General features: G+C 70.2%; 19 protein-coding genes and 5 tRNA genes. 7 read left to right on the top strand and 17 right to left on the bottom strand.

Annotation, left to right across the window (positions count from 1 at the left end):
* Positions 1-4: 4 nt before the first annotated feature.
* The gene (locus tag IOD14_RS08780; protein ID WP_212669992.1) at positions 5-1,768 is read right to left on the bottom strand and encodes a DAK2 domain-containing protein; all 1,764 of its coding nucleotides are present in this window, start codon (positions 1,766-1,768) and stop codon (positions 5-7) included.
* A gap of 257 nt (positions 1,769-2,025) precedes the next feature.
* Here IOD14_RS08780 and rpmB point away from each other — a divergent pair, with 257 nt between their 5' ends.
* Positions 2,026-2,211: a 50S ribosomal protein L28 gene (gene rpmB, locus IOD14_RS08775; protein WP_007384934.1), complete on the top strand. Its 186-nt coding sequence runs from the start codon at positions 2,026-2,028 to the stop codon at positions 2,209-2,211.
* 161 nt (positions 2,212-2,372) lie between these two features.
* On the opposite strand, the gene thiD is transcribed toward rpmB, so the two are convergent.
* A complete protein-coding gene (thiD, locus tag IOD14_RS08770) occupies positions 2,373-3,176 on the bottom strand; it encodes a bifunctional hydroxymethylpyrimidine kinase/phosphomethylpyrimidine kinase (RefSeq protein ID WP_123991838.1) in 804 nt (267 codons plus the stop codon).
* A complete protein-coding gene (locus IOD14_RS08765; RefSeq protein ID WP_123991837.1) occupies positions 3,173-4,141 on the bottom strand; it encodes a thiamine-phosphate kinase in 969 nt (322 codons plus the stop codon). The genes thiD and IOD14_RS08765 overlap by 4 nt, the downstream gene beginning before the upstream one ends.
* A gap of 206 nt (positions 4,142-4,347) precedes the next feature.
* Between IOD14_RS08765 and IOD14_RS08760 the strand changes: the two genes are divergently transcribed.
* Both IOD14_RS08760 and IOD14_RS08755 read left to right on the top strand, forming a co-directional pair.
* Positions 4,348-4,581, top strand: coding sequence for an Lrp/AsnC ligand binding domain-containing protein (locus IOD14_RS08760; protein ID WP_020121007.1), 234 nt, complete (start codon positions 4,348-4,350; stop codon positions 4,579-4,581).
* A gap of 20 nt (positions 4,582-4,601) precedes the next feature.
* Positions 4,602-5,084, top strand: a complete 483-nt coding sequence (locus tag IOD14_RS08755) for a DUF3515 domain-containing protein (protein WP_123991836.1) — start codon at positions 4,602-4,604, stop codon at positions 5,082-5,084.
* An 11-nt stretch (positions 5,085-5,095) separates the two neighbouring features.
* On the opposite strand, the gene IOD14_RS08750 is transcribed toward IOD14_RS08755, so the two are convergent.
* The 3 genes from IOD14_RS08750 to IOD14_RS08740 all read right to left on the bottom strand — a co-directional run bounded on the left by IOD14_RS08750 (position 5,096) and on the right by IOD14_RS08740 (position 8,107).
* On the bottom strand, positions 5,096-6,253 hold the full coding sequence (locus tag IOD14_RS08750; protein ID WP_212669991.1) for a D-alanine--D-alanine ligase family protein: 1,158 nt from the start codon (positions 6,251-6,253) through the stop codon (positions 5,096-5,098).
* Between the two features lie 82 nt (positions 6,254-6,335).
* A complete protein-coding gene (locus IOD14_RS08745) occupies positions 6,336-7,346 on the bottom strand; it encodes an NAD(P)H-dependent glycerol-3-phosphate dehydrogenase (protein WP_123991834.1) in 1,011 nt (336 codons plus the stop codon).
* On the bottom strand, positions 7,343-8,107 hold the full coding sequence (locus tag IOD14_RS08740; RefSeq protein WP_123991833.1) for a lysophospholipid acyltransferase family protein: 765 nt from the start codon (positions 8,105-8,107) through the stop codon (positions 7,343-7,345). Before IOD14_RS08740 ends, IOD14_RS08745 begins: the two co-directional genes overlap by 4 nt.
* Before the next feature lie 155 nt (positions 8,108-8,262).
* Between IOD14_RS08740 and cofC the strand changes: the two genes are divergently transcribed.
* Positions 8,263-8,901, top strand: a complete 639-nt coding sequence (cofC, locus tag IOD14_RS08735) for a 2-phospho-L-lactate guanylyltransferase (protein ID WP_123991832.1) — start codon at positions 8,263-8,265, stop codon at positions 8,899-8,901.
* 9 nt (positions 8,902-8,910) lie between these two features.
* Positions 8,911-9,102: a hypothetical protein gene (locus tag IOD14_RS08730; protein WP_123991831.1), complete on the top strand. Its 192-nt coding sequence runs from the start codon at positions 8,911-8,913 to the stop codon at positions 9,100-9,102.
* Positions 9,103-9,174: 72 nt separating this feature from the next.
* Here the strand turns inward: IOD14_RS08730 and IOD14_RS08725 are convergent, their stop codons facing one another.
* From IOD14_RS08725 to leuC, 4 genes are all read right to left on the bottom strand, one after another.
* Positions 9,175-9,822: an HU family DNA-binding protein gene (locus tag IOD14_RS08725; protein WP_037708473.1), complete on the bottom strand. Its 648-nt coding sequence runs from the start codon at positions 9,820-9,822 to the stop codon at positions 9,175-9,177.
* A 137-nt stretch (positions 9,823-9,959) separates the two neighbouring features.
* A complete protein-coding gene (locus tag IOD14_RS08720) occupies positions 9,960-10,190 on the bottom strand; it encodes a hypothetical protein (protein WP_007384922.1) in 231 nt (76 codons plus the stop codon).
* A 277-nt stretch (positions 10,191-10,467) separates the two neighbouring features.
* Positions 10,468-11,061 (bottom strand): 3-isopropylmalate dehydratase small subunit, encoded by a 594-nt coding sequence (leuD, locus tag IOD14_RS08715; protein ID WP_123991830.1) that lies wholly within the window; start codon positions 11,059-11,061, stop codon positions 10,468-10,470.
* A 5-nt stretch (positions 11,062-11,066) separates the two neighbouring features.
* Positions 11,067-12,491 (bottom strand): 3-isopropylmalate dehydratase large subunit, encoded by a 1,425-nt coding sequence (leuC, locus tag IOD14_RS08710; RefSeq protein WP_123991829.1) that lies wholly within the window; start codon positions 12,489-12,491, stop codon positions 11,067-11,069.
* 191 nt (positions 12,492-12,682) lie between these two features.
* Here leuC and ndgR point away from each other — a divergent pair, with 191 nt between their 5' ends.
* Positions 12,683-13,399 (top strand): IclR family transcriptional regulator NdgR, encoded by a 717-nt coding sequence (ndgR, locus tag IOD14_RS08705; protein ID WP_007384919.1) that lies wholly within the window; start codon positions 12,683-12,685, stop codon positions 13,397-13,399.
* 94 nt (positions 13,400-13,493) lie between these two features.
* Here ndgR and IOD14_RS08700 read toward each other — a convergent pair whose 3' ends face one another.
* On the bottom strand, positions 13,494-14,006 hold the full coding sequence (locus tag IOD14_RS08700; RefSeq protein WP_123991828.1) for a DUF4188 domain-containing protein: 513 nt from the start codon (positions 14,004-14,006) through the stop codon (positions 13,494-13,496).
* Between the two features lie 80 nt (positions 14,007-14,086).
* On the opposite strand from IOD14_RS08700, the gene IOD14_RS08695 reads away from it, so the two are divergent.
* Positions 14,087-14,731, top strand: a complete 645-nt coding sequence (locus IOD14_RS08695) for a MerR family transcriptional regulator (protein WP_123991827.1) — start codon at positions 14,087-14,089, stop codon at positions 14,729-14,731.
* Positions 14,732-14,795: 64 nt separating this feature from the next.
* Here IOD14_RS08695 and IOD14_RS08690 read toward each other — a convergent pair.
* From IOD14_RS08690 to IOD14_RS08665, 6 genes are all read right to left on the bottom strand, one after another.
* A tRNA-Glu gene (locus IOD14_RS08690) sits at positions 14,796-14,868 on the bottom strand.
* A 44-nt stretch (positions 14,869-14,912) separates the two neighbouring features.
* A tRNA-Gln gene (locus IOD14_RS08685) sits at positions 14,913-14,984 on the bottom strand.
* A 21-nt stretch (positions 14,985-15,005) separates the two neighbouring features.
* Positions 15,006-15,078, bottom strand: a tRNA-Glu gene (locus IOD14_RS08680).
* A gap of 62 nt (positions 15,079-15,140) precedes the next feature.
* Positions 15,141-15,213 (bottom strand) — tRNA-Glu (locus tag IOD14_RS08675).
* A 40-nt stretch (positions 15,214-15,253) separates the two neighbouring features.
* Positions 15,254-15,325: transfer RNA gene (locus tag IOD14_RS08670), tRNA-Gln, on the bottom strand.
* Positions 15,326-15,416: 91 nt separating this feature from the next.
* Complete coding sequence (locus IOD14_RS08665) at positions 15,417-16,151, bottom strand: HAD family hydrolase (RefSeq protein ID WP_123991826.1); 735 nt, start codon at positions 16,149-16,151, stop codon at positions 15,417-15,419.
* Between the last annotated feature and the right edge of the window lie 60 nt (positions 16,152-16,211).

The raw sequence follows: 16,211 nt of genomic DNA, 5'->3' as shown, positions 1-16,211 counted from the left end.
GGGCCTATTCGACGCCGATGAGCAGTACGGCTCCCTGCCGTCCGCCCCGATACACCACCGTGTCCACGGCGAGGTACGACTCCCGGACCCGCGCCTCCAGGTGGTCCGCGACGGCCTCGGGGGCCTCGTCGCCGAGGACGAGGGTGACCAGCTCGCCGCCGGCCGAGAGCATGCGGTCGAGGACGGCCTCGGCGGTGACGGTGACGTCCGAACCGATCACGGCCACGTCCCCGTCGATCAGCCCGAGGACGTCACCGGCCTGGCAGATGCCCGCCATGGTCCAGGACTGGCGTTCGGCGACGGCGACCTCGGCGTAGCGGGTCGCGCCGGCCGCCGAGGTCATCTGAACGACGTCCTCGTCGAAGCGGCGCTCCGGCTCGTGCACGGCGAGCGCCGCGATGCCCTGGACCGCGGAGCGCGTCGGGATCAGCGCGACCCGGATGCCCTCCGTGCGGGCCTGCTCGGCCGCGGCGGCCGCGGTGTGGCGCAGGTCGGCGTCGTTGGGCAGCAGCACGACCTCGCGCGCGTGGGCCCGTCGTACGGCCTCCACGAGTTCCCCGCTCGCGGGCGGCTCCCCGGGACGGGCGAGCACGGTGGTCGCGCCGGCCTCGGTGTAGAGCCCGGCCAGGCCCTCGCCGGGCACGACGGCGACGACGGCCCGCTGGGCGCGCTCGCGGGGCGGCCGTTCGGCACCGGTGGTGTGCACGTCCTCGAGGCCGAAGTGGGTGATGCGGATGCGGTACGGCCGTCCGGCCTCGACACCCGCCTCCACGGCGGCGCCCGCGTCGTCGACGTGCACATGGACGTTCCACAGTCCGTCGCCGCCGACCACCACGAGGGAGTCCCCGAGCCCGTCGAGCCGCTGCCGCAGCCGCGCGACGGCGTCGTCGTCGGCCTCCAGGAGGTAGATCACCTCGAAGGCGGGGCCACCGCTGTCCGGGCCGTCGGCGCACTCCTCGGGGGCCGCGGCGAGAACGTCGGCGGCGGCTTCGGAGATGTCGGCGGAGATCGCGGGGGAGGTCACAGCCGTATGGCCCGCCACGCGCGTGTGCCCCGTATCTCCGGCCACGCGCGCATACCCCGTCCCGCTCGTCACCGGGACCGCCCTGGGCACCTCCCCCGTGAACGTCTCCACCAGCGCCCCCAGCACGGCCACCAGCCCCCGCCCGCCGGCGTCCACCACTCCCGCCCGCTCCAGGACCGCCAGCTGGCCGGGGGTCGCGGCGAGGGCGGTGCGTGCGCCGTCGTAGGCGGCCCGGGCGACCGTCCCGCAGTCGCCCTCCGCTCCCCCGGCCGCGTCGGCGGCGGCCGAGGCGACCGTGAGGACCGTGCCCTCGACGGGGTGGGCCACGGCCTGACGGGCGGAGTCGGCGGCGTGCCGGAGGGCGAGCCGGAGTCCCTCGCCGTCCGTGTGAGTCGTCTCACCGTCGGCGGCGAGCACCTGGGCCATGCCGCGCAGCAGCTGGGCGAGGATCGTGCCCGAGTTGCCGCGGGCGCCTATGAGGGCTCCGTGCGCCATCGCGCGCGCGGCGTCGGCGAGCGCGGGTTTCCCCGAGTCATGGGCGTCGTGGGCCTCGAAGACGGCCTCCACGGCCGCGGCCGCCGACTCCGCCGTGAGATACAGGTTGGTGCCGGTGTCCCCGTCGGCGACGGGGTAGACGTTGATCGCGTCGATCTCCTCGCGGGCCCGGCCCAGCGCCCGCAGCGCGAGACCGCACCAGGTGCGCACCGCGAGAGCATCGAAGAATGTCTGCGGCACCTGCGCCACCTGCGCCTCCTCGGGCTGCTGGACTGGACGCAGCGTAGACCCCGGGCGGGTGTCCGCCGGAAGAGGGCCGGGAGCGAGTGCCTGATCAGCCATGGTAGTTTCGTTCTACTGGCGCAGTCGTTGTATGCTGTTCCGGTTGCCCGATCCCGATCGGGCCATTCCCCCTGGCAGCGCCAATCAGATCTTTGATCCTACGATCTCGATCCCGGCCCGCCGGGATCCAACCGTAAGTGCATCTGAAGTCTTTGGAGTGACCCGTGGCTGCCAACTGCGACGTCTGCGGCAAGGGGCCGGGCTTCGGCAACAGCGTGTCGTTTTCGCACCGCCGTACGTCCCGTCGCTGGAACCCGAACATCCAGCACGTCCGTACGGTGGTCGGCGGGACGCCGAAGCGCCTCAACGTTTGCACCTCGTGCATCAAGGCCGGCAAGGTCTCGCGCTGACGCACAGCTAAGCGCGCGGCCACTGCTGGTTCGCGGCTCTGAGCCGGTTCACCCGAGGGTGGACCGGCTTTTTGCCGTACCTGCCAAGCCGGCCGGCGACGCGGCCTCCCGCCCGTCGGCGGCCTTCTTCGAGCGCCTCACCGAGATCTCGGCGGCGAGCATCAGGCTCCCGGAGCACCCCGCCGTGTGAGCGCCCAGCCGTGGTCCACGGGCCCGATCCCGCCGCCGAGCGCGAACCCGGCGGCGATCGCCCCGGTCACGTACTCCTTCGCGGCCCCCACCGCCTCCCGCACGGACTGTCCCTTCGCGAGCTGCGAGGCGATCGCGGAGGCGAGGGTGCAGCCCGTGCCGTGCGTGTGCCGGTTGTCGTGGCGGGGCGCGCGCAGCCAGTGCTCCTCGGAGCCGTCGGTGAGCAGGTCCACGGCGTCGCCGGGGAGATGGCCGCCCTTGATGAGCACCCACTTCGGCCCGTACGACAGGACGGCGTCGGCGGCCTCGCGCAGCCCGGCCTCCGACTCGACCCGTACGCCGGTCAGCTGGGCCACCTCGTCGAGGTTCGGGGTGGCCACGGTGGCGACCGGGAGCAGTTTGTGCCGCATGGAGTCGAGCGCCTCCGAGGCCAGCAGGGAGTCGCCGTGCTTGGAGACCCCCACCGGGTCGATCACGGCCGGGGCGTCGGTGGCGCCAATCAACTCGGCCACCGCCTCGACGAGTTCGGCCGAGGCGAGCATCCCGGTCTTGACGGCCTGGACGCCGATGTCGTCCACGACACTGCGGTACTGGGCCCGGACCGCCTCCACCGGCAGCTCCCAAGCGCCTTGCACGCCAAGGGAGTTCTGCGCGGTGACCGCCGTGACGACACTCATGCCGTGCACGCCGAGCGCGAGCATGGTCTTCAAGTCGGCCTGGATTCCGGCGCCTCCGCCGGAGTCGGAGCCCGCCACCGTGAGCACCAGGGGCTTCACGACTCGATGTCCTCGCCGAAGTGGTCCCAGCCGCCCTTGCTGGTCCAGGGCGCCCCGTCGACCGTCACCTGGGGCAGCGCCGAGGGGTTGAGCACCTCGCCGATCACCTTCCAGCGGGCCGGGAGCTTCACGTCCGGCGAGAAGGTCGCCACGATCGCGTGGTCCTCGCCTCCGGTGAGCACCCACTGCAGGGGATCGACACCGACGGCCTGCCCGATGTCGTTCATCTGCGAGGGGATGTCGATCGCGCCGGAACGGACGTCGATACGGACCTTGCTGGCCTCGGCGATGTGTCCGAGGTCGGCAATCAGCCCGTCGCTGACATCGCACATCGCGGTCGCGCCGAGCGCGGCGGCGGCCGGGCCCGCGTGGTAGGGCGGCTCGGGGCGCCGGTGCGCCTCGACGAAGGCGCGCGGCGAGCGGAAGCCGCGGGAGAGCACCGCGTACCCGGCCGCGGACCAGCCCAGCCAGCCGGTCACGGCCACCAGGTCGCCGGGCTGGGCACCGGCCCGGGTGACCGGCTCCTGGCCCCGCAGATCGCCGAGGGCGGTGATGGAGACCATGATCGTGTCGCCTCGTACGACGTCCCCGCCGACCACCGACGCGCCGGCGACCTGGCACTCGTCGCGCAGGCCGTCCATGAGCTCCGAGGGCCAGGTCACGGGGAGTTCGGCGGGCACGACCAGGCCGAGCAGCAGGGCGGTCGGCACGGCGCCCATGGCGGCGATGTCCGCGAGGTTCTGCGCGGCCGCCTTGCGCCCGACGTCGTAGGCCGTGGACCAGTCGCGGCGGAAGTGCCGCCCCTCCAGCAGGATGTCGGTGCTCGCCACGACCCTGCGGTCGGGCGCGGCGACCACCGCGGCGTCGTCGCCGGGGCCCACCCGGACCGCCGGGGTGGTGGTGAGACGGGAGGTGAGCTCCCTGATGAGCCCGAACTCCCCGAGCTCACCAACAGTGCCCTTCATTGCCCTTACGCCCCTTCTGTACCGTGCCGTGCCCGGTCGCGCGTCATCAGTGTCCTCGATACGGTCGAGGGGACCGTGAACTTCTGCCGTGTCCGCACCCCGGCACGTGCGTCCGGGTCCCCGCGGGTCTCCCCGCGGCGAGCGACGACGCGATACCGTGGCGTTCCTTTTCCCCACATGATCCTCGTGGCCGCCCTGGAGGTTCCGTGGTACAGGCGTACATCCTGATCCAGACGGAGGTCGGCAAGGCGTCGACCGTCGCCGAGACGATCAGCAAGATTCCTGGAGTCATCCAGGCCGAGGACGTGACAGGACCGTATGACGTGATCGTTCGTGCCCAAGCCGACACCGTGGACGACCTGGGCCGACTGGTGGTCGCCAAGGTCCAGCAGGTGGACGGCATCACCCGCACCCTGACCTGCCCGGTCGTCCATCTGTAGCCCCCGTCTACCCTTGGCCGGTGAACTTCTTCCGTCACCGGCCTCTCGGCCTGCCCGCGCTCGTCCTGCTGATCACGGTCGCGGGCTGCTCCTCCGCAGACGACAGCGCGTCGGCGGCGGTTCCCTCGCCGGGGGCGGGTGTCGCGAAGCTGTGCCGAGAACTGGATCGGGTTCTGCCGTCCAAGGTCGACGACCAGGACCGTCGGGATCCCGAGCCCGCGTCCGCGCTGACCGCGGGCTGGGGTGACCCGGCGATCATACTGCGGTGCGGTGTCGAACGGCCCGCGAAGATGGACGATCCGGAGGCCGACGGGGTCGAGGTGAACGGGGTGGGCTGGCTGCTGGAGAAGCGGGACGACGGGTCGTTCCGGTTCACGACCACGCTTCGGAAGGCATACGTCGAGGTGACGATCCCCGAGGACCGCACGGCAGACGGAATGGCGCCCCTGGTGGATCTGGCCCCCGGCATAAAGAAGGCGATCCCCGAAGGGATCGCCGACTAGCCGCCCGACGGTTACCGAAGCCCCGTCGACCTGCGCAGGGCCGCCTGGATCAGCCTGTCCACCAGCTCCGGGTAGGCCACCCCGCTCTTCTCCCACATCTGCGGATACATCGAGATCGGCGTGAAGCCCGGGAGCGTGTTGATCTCGTTGATCACGAACTCGCCGTCCTCGGTGAGGAAGAAGTCCGCGCGGACCAGGCCCTCGCAGGAGGCCGCCTCGAAGGCGTCGACCGCGAGCCGCTGCACCTCGGCCGTCTCCTCGGCCGTGAGGGGCGCCGGCACGATGCCCGGGGTCGAGTCGATGTACTTCGCCTCGAAGTCGTAGTAGGCGTGCTCCTGCGGCGGGGGGATCTCGGCCGGGACCGACGCGCGCGGGCCGTCCTCGAACTCCAGGACACCGCACTCGATCTCACGGCCCCGCAGGGCCGCCTCCACGAGGATCTTCGGGTCGTGGCTCTGCGCCTCGGCGATCGCCTCGTCGAGCCCGGAGAGGTCGTCGACCTTGGTGATGCCGATCGACGAGCCCGCGCGCGCGGGCTTCACGAAGAGCGGCCAGCCGTGCTCACCGGCGAAGTCGACGATCTTCTTGCGGGCCGCGGACTCGTCCCGCTCCCACTCGCGCGGCCTGATCACCACGTACGGGCCCACCTTGAGCCCGAAGGAGGTGAACACCCGCTTCATGTACTCCTTGTCCTGGCCGACGGCCGAGGCGAGCACGCCCGAGCCGACGTACGGGACGCCGGAGAGCTCCAGGAGGCCCTGAAGGGTACCGTCCTCGCCGTAGGGGCCGTGCAGGACGGGGAAGACGACGTCGACCTCACCGAGCGCCTTGGGCACCGATCCCGGCTCGCTGTAGACGACTTCGCGGTTCGCGGGGTCGACGGGGAGCACCACGCCGCCCTCGTGCGACTCGGCCAGTTCCTCGACGCTCGGCGTACGGCGCTCGGTGATCGCCATGCGTTCCGGTTCGTCGGCGGTGAGCGCCCAGCGGCCGTCCCGGGTGATGCCGATCGGCAGGACGTCGTACTTGGTCCGGTCGATGGCCCGCAGTACGGCGCCGGCGGTGACCACGGAGATCCCGTGTTCGGAGCTGCGCCCGCCGAACACGACGGCCACACGCGGCTTGCGAGGCGGCTGCTCAGGGCTCTGGGGGAGGTTCTCGGTGCTCATATCGCGTTGAGAGTACCCGTTGGTAGTGCCCTGATACAGCGTCCACCCCTGCGGCGAACGAGGCAAAAGGCGCTGTCGTGGCTCAGTGTCGCTCGGGCTTCGCGCTGCGCGACATCAGCTCCTTGACGGCGACCACCGGGGACTTGCCCTCGTGCACGATGCCGACGACGGTCTCGGTGATCGGCATGTCGACGCCGTGCCTGCGGGCCAGATCCAGCACCGACTCACAGGACTTGACGCCCTCCGCGGTCTGCTTGGTGACCGCGATGGTCTCCTGCAGGGTCATGCCCTTGCCGAGGTTGGTGCCGAAGGTGTGGTTGCGCGACAGCGGCGAGGAGCACGTCGCCACCAGGTCGCCCAGACCGGCGAGGCCGGAGAACGTCAGCGGATCGGCGCCCATGGCGAGTCCGAGCCGGGTCGTCTCGGCGAGACCGCGCGTGATCAGCGAGCCCTTGGCGTTGTCACCGAGCCCCATGCCGTCCGCGATGCCGACGGCGAGGCCGATGACGTTCTTCACGGCGCCGCCGAGTTCGCAGCCCACCACGTCGGTGTTGGTGTACGGGCGGAAGTACGGCGTGTGGCAGACGGCCTGGAGCCGCCGGGCGACCGCCTCGTCGGTGCAGGCGACCACGGCGGCGGCCGGCATCCGGGCGGCGATCTCACGCGCCAGGTTGGGGCCTGTGACCACGGCGATGCGGTCGGCACCGACCTTCGCGACGTCCTCGATCACCTCGCTCATCCGCATGGCGGAGCCGAGTTCGACGCCCTTCATGAGGGAGACGAGGACGGTGTCGGGCGCGAGCAGCGGGGTCCACTCGGCGAGGTTGGCGCGCAGGGTCTGCGAGGGGATCGACAGGATGGTGAAGTCGGCGTCCGCGGCGGCCTCGGCGGGATCGGTGGTCGCCCTGACACTCTGCGGGAGCTCCACGCCGGGGAGGTAGTCGGGGTTCGTCCGCGTGGAGTTGATGGCCTCGGCCACCTCCGGACGACGTGCCCACAGGGTCACGTCGCAGCCTGCGTCGGCGAGCACGACGCCGAAGGCCGTGCCCCACGAACCGGCGCTGAGGACCGCCGCCTTGACGGGCTTGCTCACTTGCTCTTCTCCCCCTCGTGGCCGCTCTGGGCCTGGGTCCGGCGCCGCTGCTCGATCCGCTCGCGGCGCGGGTCGTACGCCTGCGCGGGTGCCTTCTGGCCGCGGAGCACCTCCAGCTGGGCGGTGATCGCGGCCATGATGACCTCGGTGGCCTCCTTCAGGAGCTCCTGGGTCATCTCCTTGTCGTAGAAGCGCGCCAGGTCCACGGGCGGGCCCGCGAGGACGTGCGAGGTCTTGCGCGGCAGGACGTGGAGTTTCTTGGCGTACGGCGGCAGCAGTTCGTTGACGCCCCACTGCGCGACCGGGATGACCGGGCACTTGGTCTGCAGTGCCACGCGCGCGGCGCCGGTCTTGCCGACCATGGGCCACTGGTCGGGGTCCCGCGTGATGGTGCCCTCGGGATAGAAGGTGACGCACTCACCGCGCTCCACGGCGTCGATCGCGGCCCGGAAGGCGCTGAGCGCGTCGGTGGTCTCGCGATAGACGGGGATCTGACCGGTGCCGCGCATCATGGCGCCGATGAATCCCTTGTTGAAAAGACCGCTCTTTGCGAGGAATCGCGGAACGCGGCCGGTGTTGTACTGGAAGTGCGCGTACGCGAAGGGATCGATGTGCGAATTGTGGTTGACGGCGGTGATAAAGCCGCCGTCGGCCGGAATGTGCTCCGATCCACGCCAGTCCCGCTTGATCAGAACCACGAGCGGCGGTTTGGCGATCACCGCTGCCAAGCGGTACCAGAAGCCGATTCTGCGGCGGGGCACGCGGACACCTTCCTCTAGAGCCTGGGGGGCCGCACAAGTGTCGCCCCAGGCCGTCTGTCTGTCGAGAACACCGTACGCCCCGCCACGGACACCGCCAGATGGGCCGCGTGACGACTGAGTGACAATGGCCGCGACAAGACAAGGACGGAACGCTCGTGCAGTGGACGTTGGTCATCCCGCTGAAACCCCTGGCGCGGGCCAAGAGCAGGCTCTCGGACACCGCCGGCGACGGGCTGCGCCCGGGTCTGGCCCTCGCGTTCGCCCAGGACACCGTGGCGGCCGCGCTGGCCTGCCCGGCGGTCGGTGATGTGGCGGTAGTCACGGACGACGCCCTGGCCGGCCGTGAGCTGGCGGCCCTGGGCGCCCACATCGTCCCCGACGAGCCCGGAGGGGGCCTGAACGCGGCTCTCGCACACGCGGCGGCCGTCGTACGGTCGAAACGCCCCGAAAGCGCCCTCGCCGCCATGAACGCCGATCTCCCGGCACTACGTCCGCTGGAATTGACCCGGGTCCTCGACGCCGCCGCCGAATTCCCGCGCGCATTTCTCGCGGATGCCGCGGCAATCGGCACCACGGTGCTGGCGGCCCGCGCGGACACGGAATTGCGCCCCGTCTTCGGTCCGGATTCCCGCGCCCGGCATCGCGCCTCGGGTGCGCTGGAACTCTCCCTCGGCGAGGTGGATTCCGTACGGCAGGACGTGGACACCGGCGAGGACCTGCGGGCCGCGCTGGCGCTCGGGGTGGGCCCCCGGACGGCCGCCGCCGCGGCGCGGTTGCTGATTCCCGGGCAGTAGGCTGCGGCCATGCAGGCGACCGCGTACACGTACGACCCCGAAAGCCGCAGTGGGCAGGTGCTTCTCGACGACGGCACCCCCGTGTCCTTCGACGCCGCGGCGTTCGACGCGGGTGGCCTGAGGCTGCTGCGCCCCGGACAGCGGGTGCGCATCGAAATGGCCATGGACAAGATCACCCTGGTGACCCTCCAGACCTTCTGAACCCCCCTCGCACACGCCGCGGGCCGGACTCCGATGCGGAGTCCGGCCCGGCGCGTGAGTGCCCCTGTGCCCTTACCTCTTGCGGGCCGTGGCCTTCTTGGCGGTGGTGGTGCGGGCCGCCGACTTCTTGGCGGGCGCCTTCTTGGCGGTCGCCTTCTTCGCCGGGGCCTTCTTGGCCGTCGTCTTCTTGGCCGTGGTCTTGCTCGCGGCCGTGGTCTTGGCGGCGGTGCCGGTCGCCTTCTTGGCGGGGGCCTTCTTCGCCGTCGTCTTCTTCGCGGTGGCCGTGGTCTTCTTGGCCGTCGTCTTCCTCGCCGTGGTCTTCTTGGCCGCGGCGGTCTTGGCGGTGGCCTTCTTCGCGGCCGCCTTCTTGACCGTGGCCGAAGCCCCGCCGGTCAGGCTGCCCTTGGGGGCCTTCTTGACCGCGACGTCGTTCTTCGGGAGCTTCTTCGTGCCGCTCACCAGGTCCTTGAAGCCCTGGCCCGCGCGGAAGCGCGGAACGGAGGTCTTCTTGACCCGAACCCGCTCGCCCGTCTGGGGGTTGCGGGCGTAGCGGGCCGGCCGGTCGACCTTCTCGAACGAACCGAAGCCGGTGACCGAGACCCGGTCGCCCGCGACCGTCGCGCGGACGATGGCGTCCAGGACCGCGTCGACCGCGTCGGCGGCCTGCTGGCGGCCGCCCACCTTGTCGGCAATCGCTTCTACGAGCTGCGCCTTGTTCACGTCTTCCCCTTCGGAGACATTGCCCGAACGAAAGTGTTCAAGCTTTTTCGCACGTTAGGCAGATATATACCGCAAATCAAACACGAAACGGGCTTATCACCCTTGTGCCGCAACGAACTCGACTGTTCTGGACTTGTTCAGCGTTCCTCTTCCGGGATTCGACCCGCGTCGAGGTCGGCCATGAACCCCTCCAGACGCCTTGTCGCTTCGACGACGTCGTGCTTGGCCGCGGCCGTAATGACCAGCAGCTTCCGGGTCAGCGCCATCCGTACGCCCTCCGGGACTTGCAGTGCGCGCACTCTTGCGTGCGCTTCCTTGAGTTGGTCCGCGACTGCCGCATAGAGCTCGAGTTGGCCGTCGTGTTCCATGCACAGATTGTGCCATCTGGGGCGAGTTGTCGCCTGCTAGGGGTGCAACTGCCGCCTCAAACGGCCTTCCGGGCACATCCGGGAGCCACGGCTACAAGGGACGCGTACCCCGACAACACCCGCCGTAACGTGGGAAGTTGAGCGGGCGTGTCGCGGGCCGCGCGGCCGTCCGGGCGCAGACACGGCCGTACCCCCGATCGGGCTGATCGGGGGTACGGCGGGGGTGTTGGGGTGGCCGAAACTCGACCTGTTCAGTTGCTCCGAAGGAGGGGTGCCGTCACGCCTGGAGCGTCCGCGGCTTGTACGAGGGCCGCTTGGCCTCGTACGCGGCGATGTCGTCCTCGTTCTGGAGGGTGATGGAGATGTCGTCCAGGCCGTTCAGCAGCCGCCAGCGGGAGTTCTCGTCCAGCTCGAAGCTCGCGGTGATGCCCTCGGCGCGCACCTCGCGGGCCTCCAGGTCCACCGTGATCTCGGCCTCGGGGTCCTTTTCGCTCAGCTCCTGCAGGGCCTCCACGATCTTCTGGTCCAGAACCACCGTGAGCAGGCCGTTCTTGAGCGAGTTGCCGCGGAAGATGTCGGCGAACCGGGAGGAGATCACGGCCTTGAAGCCGTAGTTCTGCAGCGCCCACACCGCGTGCTCACGGGAGGAACCGGTGCCGAAGTCGGGACCGGCGACCAGCACCGTGGCGCCCTTGCGCTCGGGCTGGTTGAGGATGAATTTCTCGTCCTTGCGCCAGGCCTCGAACAGCCCGTCCTCGAACCCGTCCCGCGTGACCTTCTTGAGCCAGTGAGCAGGGATGATCTGGTCGGTGTCGACGTTGGAGCGGCGCAGCGGGACGGCCCGGCCGGTGTGCGTGGTGAATGCTTCCATGACTCTCAGACTCCAGCGGCGGCAGGGGCGTCGGACAGGTCGGCGGGCGAAGCCAGGTGGCCCAGGACCGCGGTCGCGGCCGCGACCTGCGGCGACACCAGGTGCGTACGACCGCCCTTGCCCTGCCGGCCCTCGAAGTTGCGGTTGGAGGTGGACGCGGAGCGCTCACCGGGGGCCAGCTGGTCCGGGTTCATGCCCAGACACATCGAGCAGCCCGCGTGCCGCCATTCGGCGCCGGCCTCCTTGAAGACGACGTCCAGGCCCTCGGAGACGGCCTGGAGACCGACCCGCGCGGAGCCGGGGACGACCAGCATCCGTACGCCGTCGGCGACTTTGCGGCCCTTGACGAGCTCGGCCGCCGCGCGCAGGTCCTCGATGCGGCCGTTGGTGCACGAACCTACGAAGACGGTGTCCACCTTGATGGAGCGCAGCGACTGTCCGGCCTCCAACCCCATGTATTCCAGGGCCTTTTCGGCGGCGAGGCGCTCCGAAGCGTCTTCGTACGAAGCGGGATCGGGGACGTGCGCCGAAAGCGGCGCGCCCTGGCCGGGGTTGGTGCCCCAGGTGACGAACGGCGACAGTTCGGCGGCGTCGATGACGACCTCGGCGTCGAACTCGGCGTCCTCGTCCGTCCTCAGCGTCTTCCAGTACGCGACGGCCGCGTCCCAGTCCTCGCCCTTGGGAGCGTGCGGGCGGCCCTCGAGGTAGTCGAAGGTGGTCTGGTCGGGGGCGATCATGCCCGCGCGGGCACCGGCCTCGATCGACATGTTGCAGATGGTCATGCGGGCTTCCATCGAGAGCTTCTCGATGGCGGAGCCGCGGTACTCCAGGACGTAGCCCTGGCCGCCGCCCGTGCCGATCCTCGCGATGATCGCCAGGATCAGGTCCTTGGCGGTGACGCCCTCGGGCAGCTCGCCGTCGACCGTGATGGCCATGGTCTTCGGGCGGACCAGCGGCAGCGTCTGGGTGGCCAGCACGTGCTCGACCTGAGAGGTGCCGATACCGAACGCCAGACCGCCGAAGGCGCCGTGCGTGGAGGTGTGGGAGTCACCGCAGACGACGGTCATGCCCGGCTGGGTCAGACCCAGCTGCGGGCCGACGACGTGCACGACACCCTGCTCGACGTCGCCCAGCGGGTGCAGGCGGACGCCGAAGTCGGCGCAGTTCTTGCGCAGCGTCTCCAGCTGGACGCGCGAGACCGGGTCGGCGATCGGCTTGTCGATGTCGAGGGTCGGGGTGTTGTGGTCCTCGGTGGCGATGGTCAGGTCGAGCCGGCGCACCTGGCGACCGCTCTTGCGCAGACCGTCGAAGGCCTGCGGGCTGGTCACCTCGTGCAGCAGGTGCAGATCGATGAAGAGGAGGTCGGGCTCGCCCTCGGCGCGCCGGACGACATGGTCGTCCCAGACCTTCTCCGCGAGTGTCCTACCCATCGCTTTCCCTCCGGTCGGCCAGAGCCGCGCCGACCCAACTAGAAGATCTTGTGGAGGCGACGCCCGTGGCCCCTGTTCCCGGGCACCCGCCGCCAGGCCCGTTGGTCTGCGGGCCGCTGTGCCTACAAGGGTTGCGCGTCTCACGAAAAAAGGAACTTGCGTTTCACAGAGTGAGACGTGAGTATCGTTTCATGGACAACAGTAGCGGCGTCGGCGTTCTGGACAAGGCAGCCCTTGTTCTGAGCGCTCTGGAGTCCGGTCCGGCCACCCTCGCAGGCTTGGTCGCGGCGACCGGACTGGCACGACCCACGGCCCACCGGCTGGCCGTGGCTCTGGAACACCACCGCATGGTGGCACGCGACATGCAGGGCCGTTTCATTCTGGGCCCGCGCCTTGCCGAGCTGGCCGCGGCCGCCGGCGAGGACCGTCTCCTCGCGACGGCAGGCCCGGTGCTCACGCACCTGCGGGACATCACCGGCGAGAGCGCGCAGCTCTACCGCCGCCAGGGCGACATGCGCATCTGCGTCGCCGCGGCCGAGCGCCTGTCGGGCCTCAGGGACACGGTCCCGGTCGGCTCGACGCTCACCATGAAGGCGGGTTCCTCGGCACAGATCCTGATGGCCTGGGAGGAGCCGGAGCGCCTGCACCGCGGCCTCCAGGGCGCCCGCTTCACGGCCACGGCCCTGTCGGGCGTACGGCGCCGCGGCTGGGCCCAGTCCATCGGCGAGCGCGAGCCGGGCGTCGCGTCCGTCTCAGCGCCCGTACGCGGCCCCTCCAACCGCGTGGTGGCCGCCGTCTCGGTCTCCGGGCCCATCGAGCGCCTGACCCGCCACCCGGGCCGCATGCATGCGCAGGCCGTCATCGACGCGGCGGCCCGCCTCTCCGAGGCACTGCGCCGCACGGGCTGAGGACGTCGGGATCGTCGTGACCCCGTCGGAACAGGACCGGCCTCAACGCCGCGGCAGGTCCTGGACCGACGGGTCGCATCCATCGGCCGCGCCCCTAGGGAGTCACGCTCCCGGACTTGTGAGCGAACCGCTCCTTCGCCGAACGCCCCCTGCGCTCCACCGGCACCTGTCCGTGCGCCGCCGCCAGGCCGAACGCCGGCATGTCCGCGTAGATCGACTCGTGCGAGCCCTCCGGCACCACGTACGTCTCGTGCCACAGCCCCACGTGCTGCCGGGCCTTGCCCGCCTTCTCCTTGCGGTTGATGATCGCCCAGGCCCGGTGGTGGAACATCTGCGGCGAGTGGGCGTAGGCGTACAGCTTCTCCTTGGACTCCCAGTACTGGACGACGTAGTACGTCCGTGGTGACGCCGTCAGCAGCACATGCCCGAGCAGCCCCCGCTCCGGCGCCCGCGACAGCTCCCGCAGCATTCGCGGCATCGCCACCAAGACGGGGACCCAGTGATGCACGGCCCAGAAGTGGTTGATGCGCATGCCGATCAGCAGGACCACCGCGTCCCCGTCCACCGACGCGGTCGTACGCCCTGCGGCGATCTTCTTCCCGAACATGGGACCCCCTGGTTGGCGAGCGGCACTATCCGAGTGTGGCGTGCTTGGATAGTGCCGTTATCCGAGAGGGGGCGCAAGGGATGCGACTTGCCGAACTGAGCGAGCGCAGCGGGGTGTCCACCGCGACTATCAAGTACTACCTGCGCGAAGGGCTGTTGGCGCCCGGCCGCCAGATCAACGCGACGACCGCGGACTACGACGACGAGCATCTGCGCCGGCTGCGGCTGGTGCGCGCGATGATCCAGGTCGGCAAGGTGCCGGTGGCCAAGGTCAGGGAGGTGCTGGGCCACGTCGACGACGACTCCCTGCCCCTCGCGACGCGTCTGGGCTCCGCGGTGTGGGCGCTGCCTCAGCTGCCGGAGCCGGACGAGGACGACGACTTCGTACGGGGCGCGAGGCTCGCGATGGAGGAGCTGCTCGGCACGCTGGGGTGGTCCAACGCGCGGGCCATGGCGAGCGTCTCCCCCGCGTTCCGCTCCCTGGTGCTGGCGGCGGCCGCGCTGCGCCGTCTCGGCTACGACTGGAGTCCCGAAATCCTGGTGCCCTACGCGCGGTTGATGCGCGAGGTGGCCGAGCTGGACATGGCGTTCATGGAGTCGCATGCGTCGGAGGCGGAGAAGGCCGAGATCGCGGTGCTGGGCACGGTGCTCGTCGAGCCGATGCTCCTGGCACTGCACCGGCTGGCCCAGGAGGAGGAGTCGACCCGGAGATACGGTTTCGAATGAACCCGGGGAATGAACCCGGGACGCGACGAAGGCCCTCCGCCACAGCGAAGAGCCTTCGTGTTTGTACCCCCGACCGGATTCGAACCGGCGCTACCGCCTTGAGAGGGCGGCGTGCTAGGCCGCTACACAACGGGGGCGTGGAGCCTGCAGGCGCTTAGTACTGCACCGCCGCAGGTCCGAGCTGGTCTACCTGGACTCGAACCAAGACTAACTGAACCAGAATCAGTCGTGCTGCCAATTACACCATAGACCAATGTGGTTTAGACCAGTTCCGTACCCCCGACCGGATTCGAACCGGCGCTACCGCCTTGAGAGGGCGGCGTGCTAGGCCGCTACACAACGGGGGCCCTAGCGATCCTGCATGAGAGTCAGCGGGTGCGACCCTGACTGACCCTCCGGGAAGGATCTGTACCCCCGACCGGATTCGAACCGGCGCTACTGCCTTGAGAGGGCAGCGTGCTAGGCCGCTACACAACGGGGGCTTCGCGGAGTTGATCTCCGCCTGCAGATGAGCTCTGCGAGCTGGCCTACCTGGACTCGAACCAAGACTAACTGAACCAGAATCAGTCGTGCTGCCAATTACACCATAGGCCACTGGAACGCAAGCCCCGGAGGGGATCTTGTTCTAGTTCGCTCCTCCGGTTTTCGGCCTTTCGGCCCGCTCCCCGGCGGCGCAGGAAGAACATTACCCGAAGGTGGACGGGGCTCCAAAACGGGTATCCGCGCCGAGGATCGCGGGGAGTTCGGCGAGCGAGGCGATCCGGCGTGGTCCGGTGGGCGTGGGGACATCGGCGTGCACACTGCCGTCGCGGTGGATCCAGACCGACAGCAGTCCGGCCTCGGCGGCGCCCCGGCCGTCGATCTCGGGGTGGTCGCCGACGTACGCCACCTGGTGCGGAGCGAGCTCCAGGGCGTCGCAGGCCGCGAGGAAGGCGCCGGCCTCGGGCTTGGAGACGCCCAGTTCGGCGGCGCACAGGATGACCTCGAAGCGGTCGTGCACACCGAGGACGCGCAGCTTGTGGTCCTGGACGTGGATGCTGGAGTTGGACAGCACCGCGTGCCGGTGACTGGTGGCGAGGGCGTCCAGTGCGGGCAGGACGTCAGGGAAGAGGGCCCAGGCGGTCTCGTAGTGCGCGATGTACCGCTGGAACCAGGCGTCGGCCTGCGCGTCGGTCAGTTCCTCACCGAGGAACACCCGCACCCGGTCCCGCCGCTGCCCCTGGAAGTCGACCTCGCCCGCGGAGAACCGCGCCCACTGGGCGTCGGTGACCGCCCGCCACCGCCCGATGGCCTGGTCGACGCTCTCGTACGCCTCCAACAGCCCCTCGGCCGCCAGATGCAGCCGCATTCCGATCCGGTCCGCCCCCGTGTAGTCGAAGAGAGTGTCGTCGACGTCCCAGACCACCGCCCGAATGCTCATCCCCCGACAGTACGCCGAACCGGCCGAGGGCTCGGGGGTCGCCCCCCGATGAGCGCGGCG

Origin of the sequence: Streptomyces sp. A2-16, assembly GCF_018128905.1 — a bacterium.
Classification (GTDB): domain Bacteria; phylum Actinomycetota; class Actinomycetes; order Streptomycetales; family Streptomycetaceae; genus Streptomyces.
This window is presented reverse-complemented; position numbering and strand designations above follow the sequence as displayed.

What these genes read in the sequence shown, in the direction of transcription:
- IOD14_RS08765 (WP_123991837.1), bottom strand. Translation starts at nt 4,141, where the DNA reads ATGAAGGGCACTGTTGGTGAGCTCGGGGAGTTCGGGCTCATCAGGGAG.
- IOD14_RS08750 (WP_212669991.1), bottom strand. Translation starts at nt 6,253, where the DNA reads ATGAGCACCGAGAACCTCCCCCAGAGCCCTGAGCAGCCGCCTCGCAAG.
- IOD14_RS08730 (WP_123991831.1), top strand. Translation starts at nt 8,911, where the DNA reads ATGCAGGCGACCGCGTACACGTACGACCCCGAAAGCCGCAGTGGGCAG.
- IOD14_RS08720 (WP_007384922.1), bottom strand. Translation starts at nt 10,190, where the DNA reads ATGGAACACGACGGCCAACTCGAGCTCTATGCGGCAGTCGCGGACCAA.
- leuD (WP_123991830.1), bottom strand. Translation starts at nt 11,061, where the DNA reads ATGGAAGCATTCACCACGCACACCGGCCGGGCCGTCCCGCTGCGCCGC.
- leuC (WP_123991829.1), bottom strand. Translation starts at nt 12,491, where the DNA reads ATGGGTAGGACACTCGCGGAGAAGGTCTGGGACGACCATGTCGTCCGG.
- ndgR (WP_007384919.1), top strand. Translation starts at nt 12,683, where the DNA reads ATGGACAACAGTAGCGGCGTCGGCGTTCTGGACAAGGCAGCCCTTGTT.
- IOD14_RS08700 (WP_123991828.1), bottom strand. Translation starts at nt 14,006, where the DNA reads ATGTTCGGGAAGAAGATCGCCGCAGGGCGTACGACCGCGTCGGTGGAC.
- IOD14_RS08695 (WP_123991827.1), top strand. Translation starts at nt 14,087, where the DNA reads ATGCGACTTGCCGAACTGAGCGAGCGCAGCGGGGTGTCCACCGCGACT.
- IOD14_RS08665 (WP_123991826.1), bottom strand. Translation starts at nt 16,151, where the DNA reads ATGAGCATTCGGGCGGTGGTCTGGGACGTCGACGACACTCTCTTCGAC.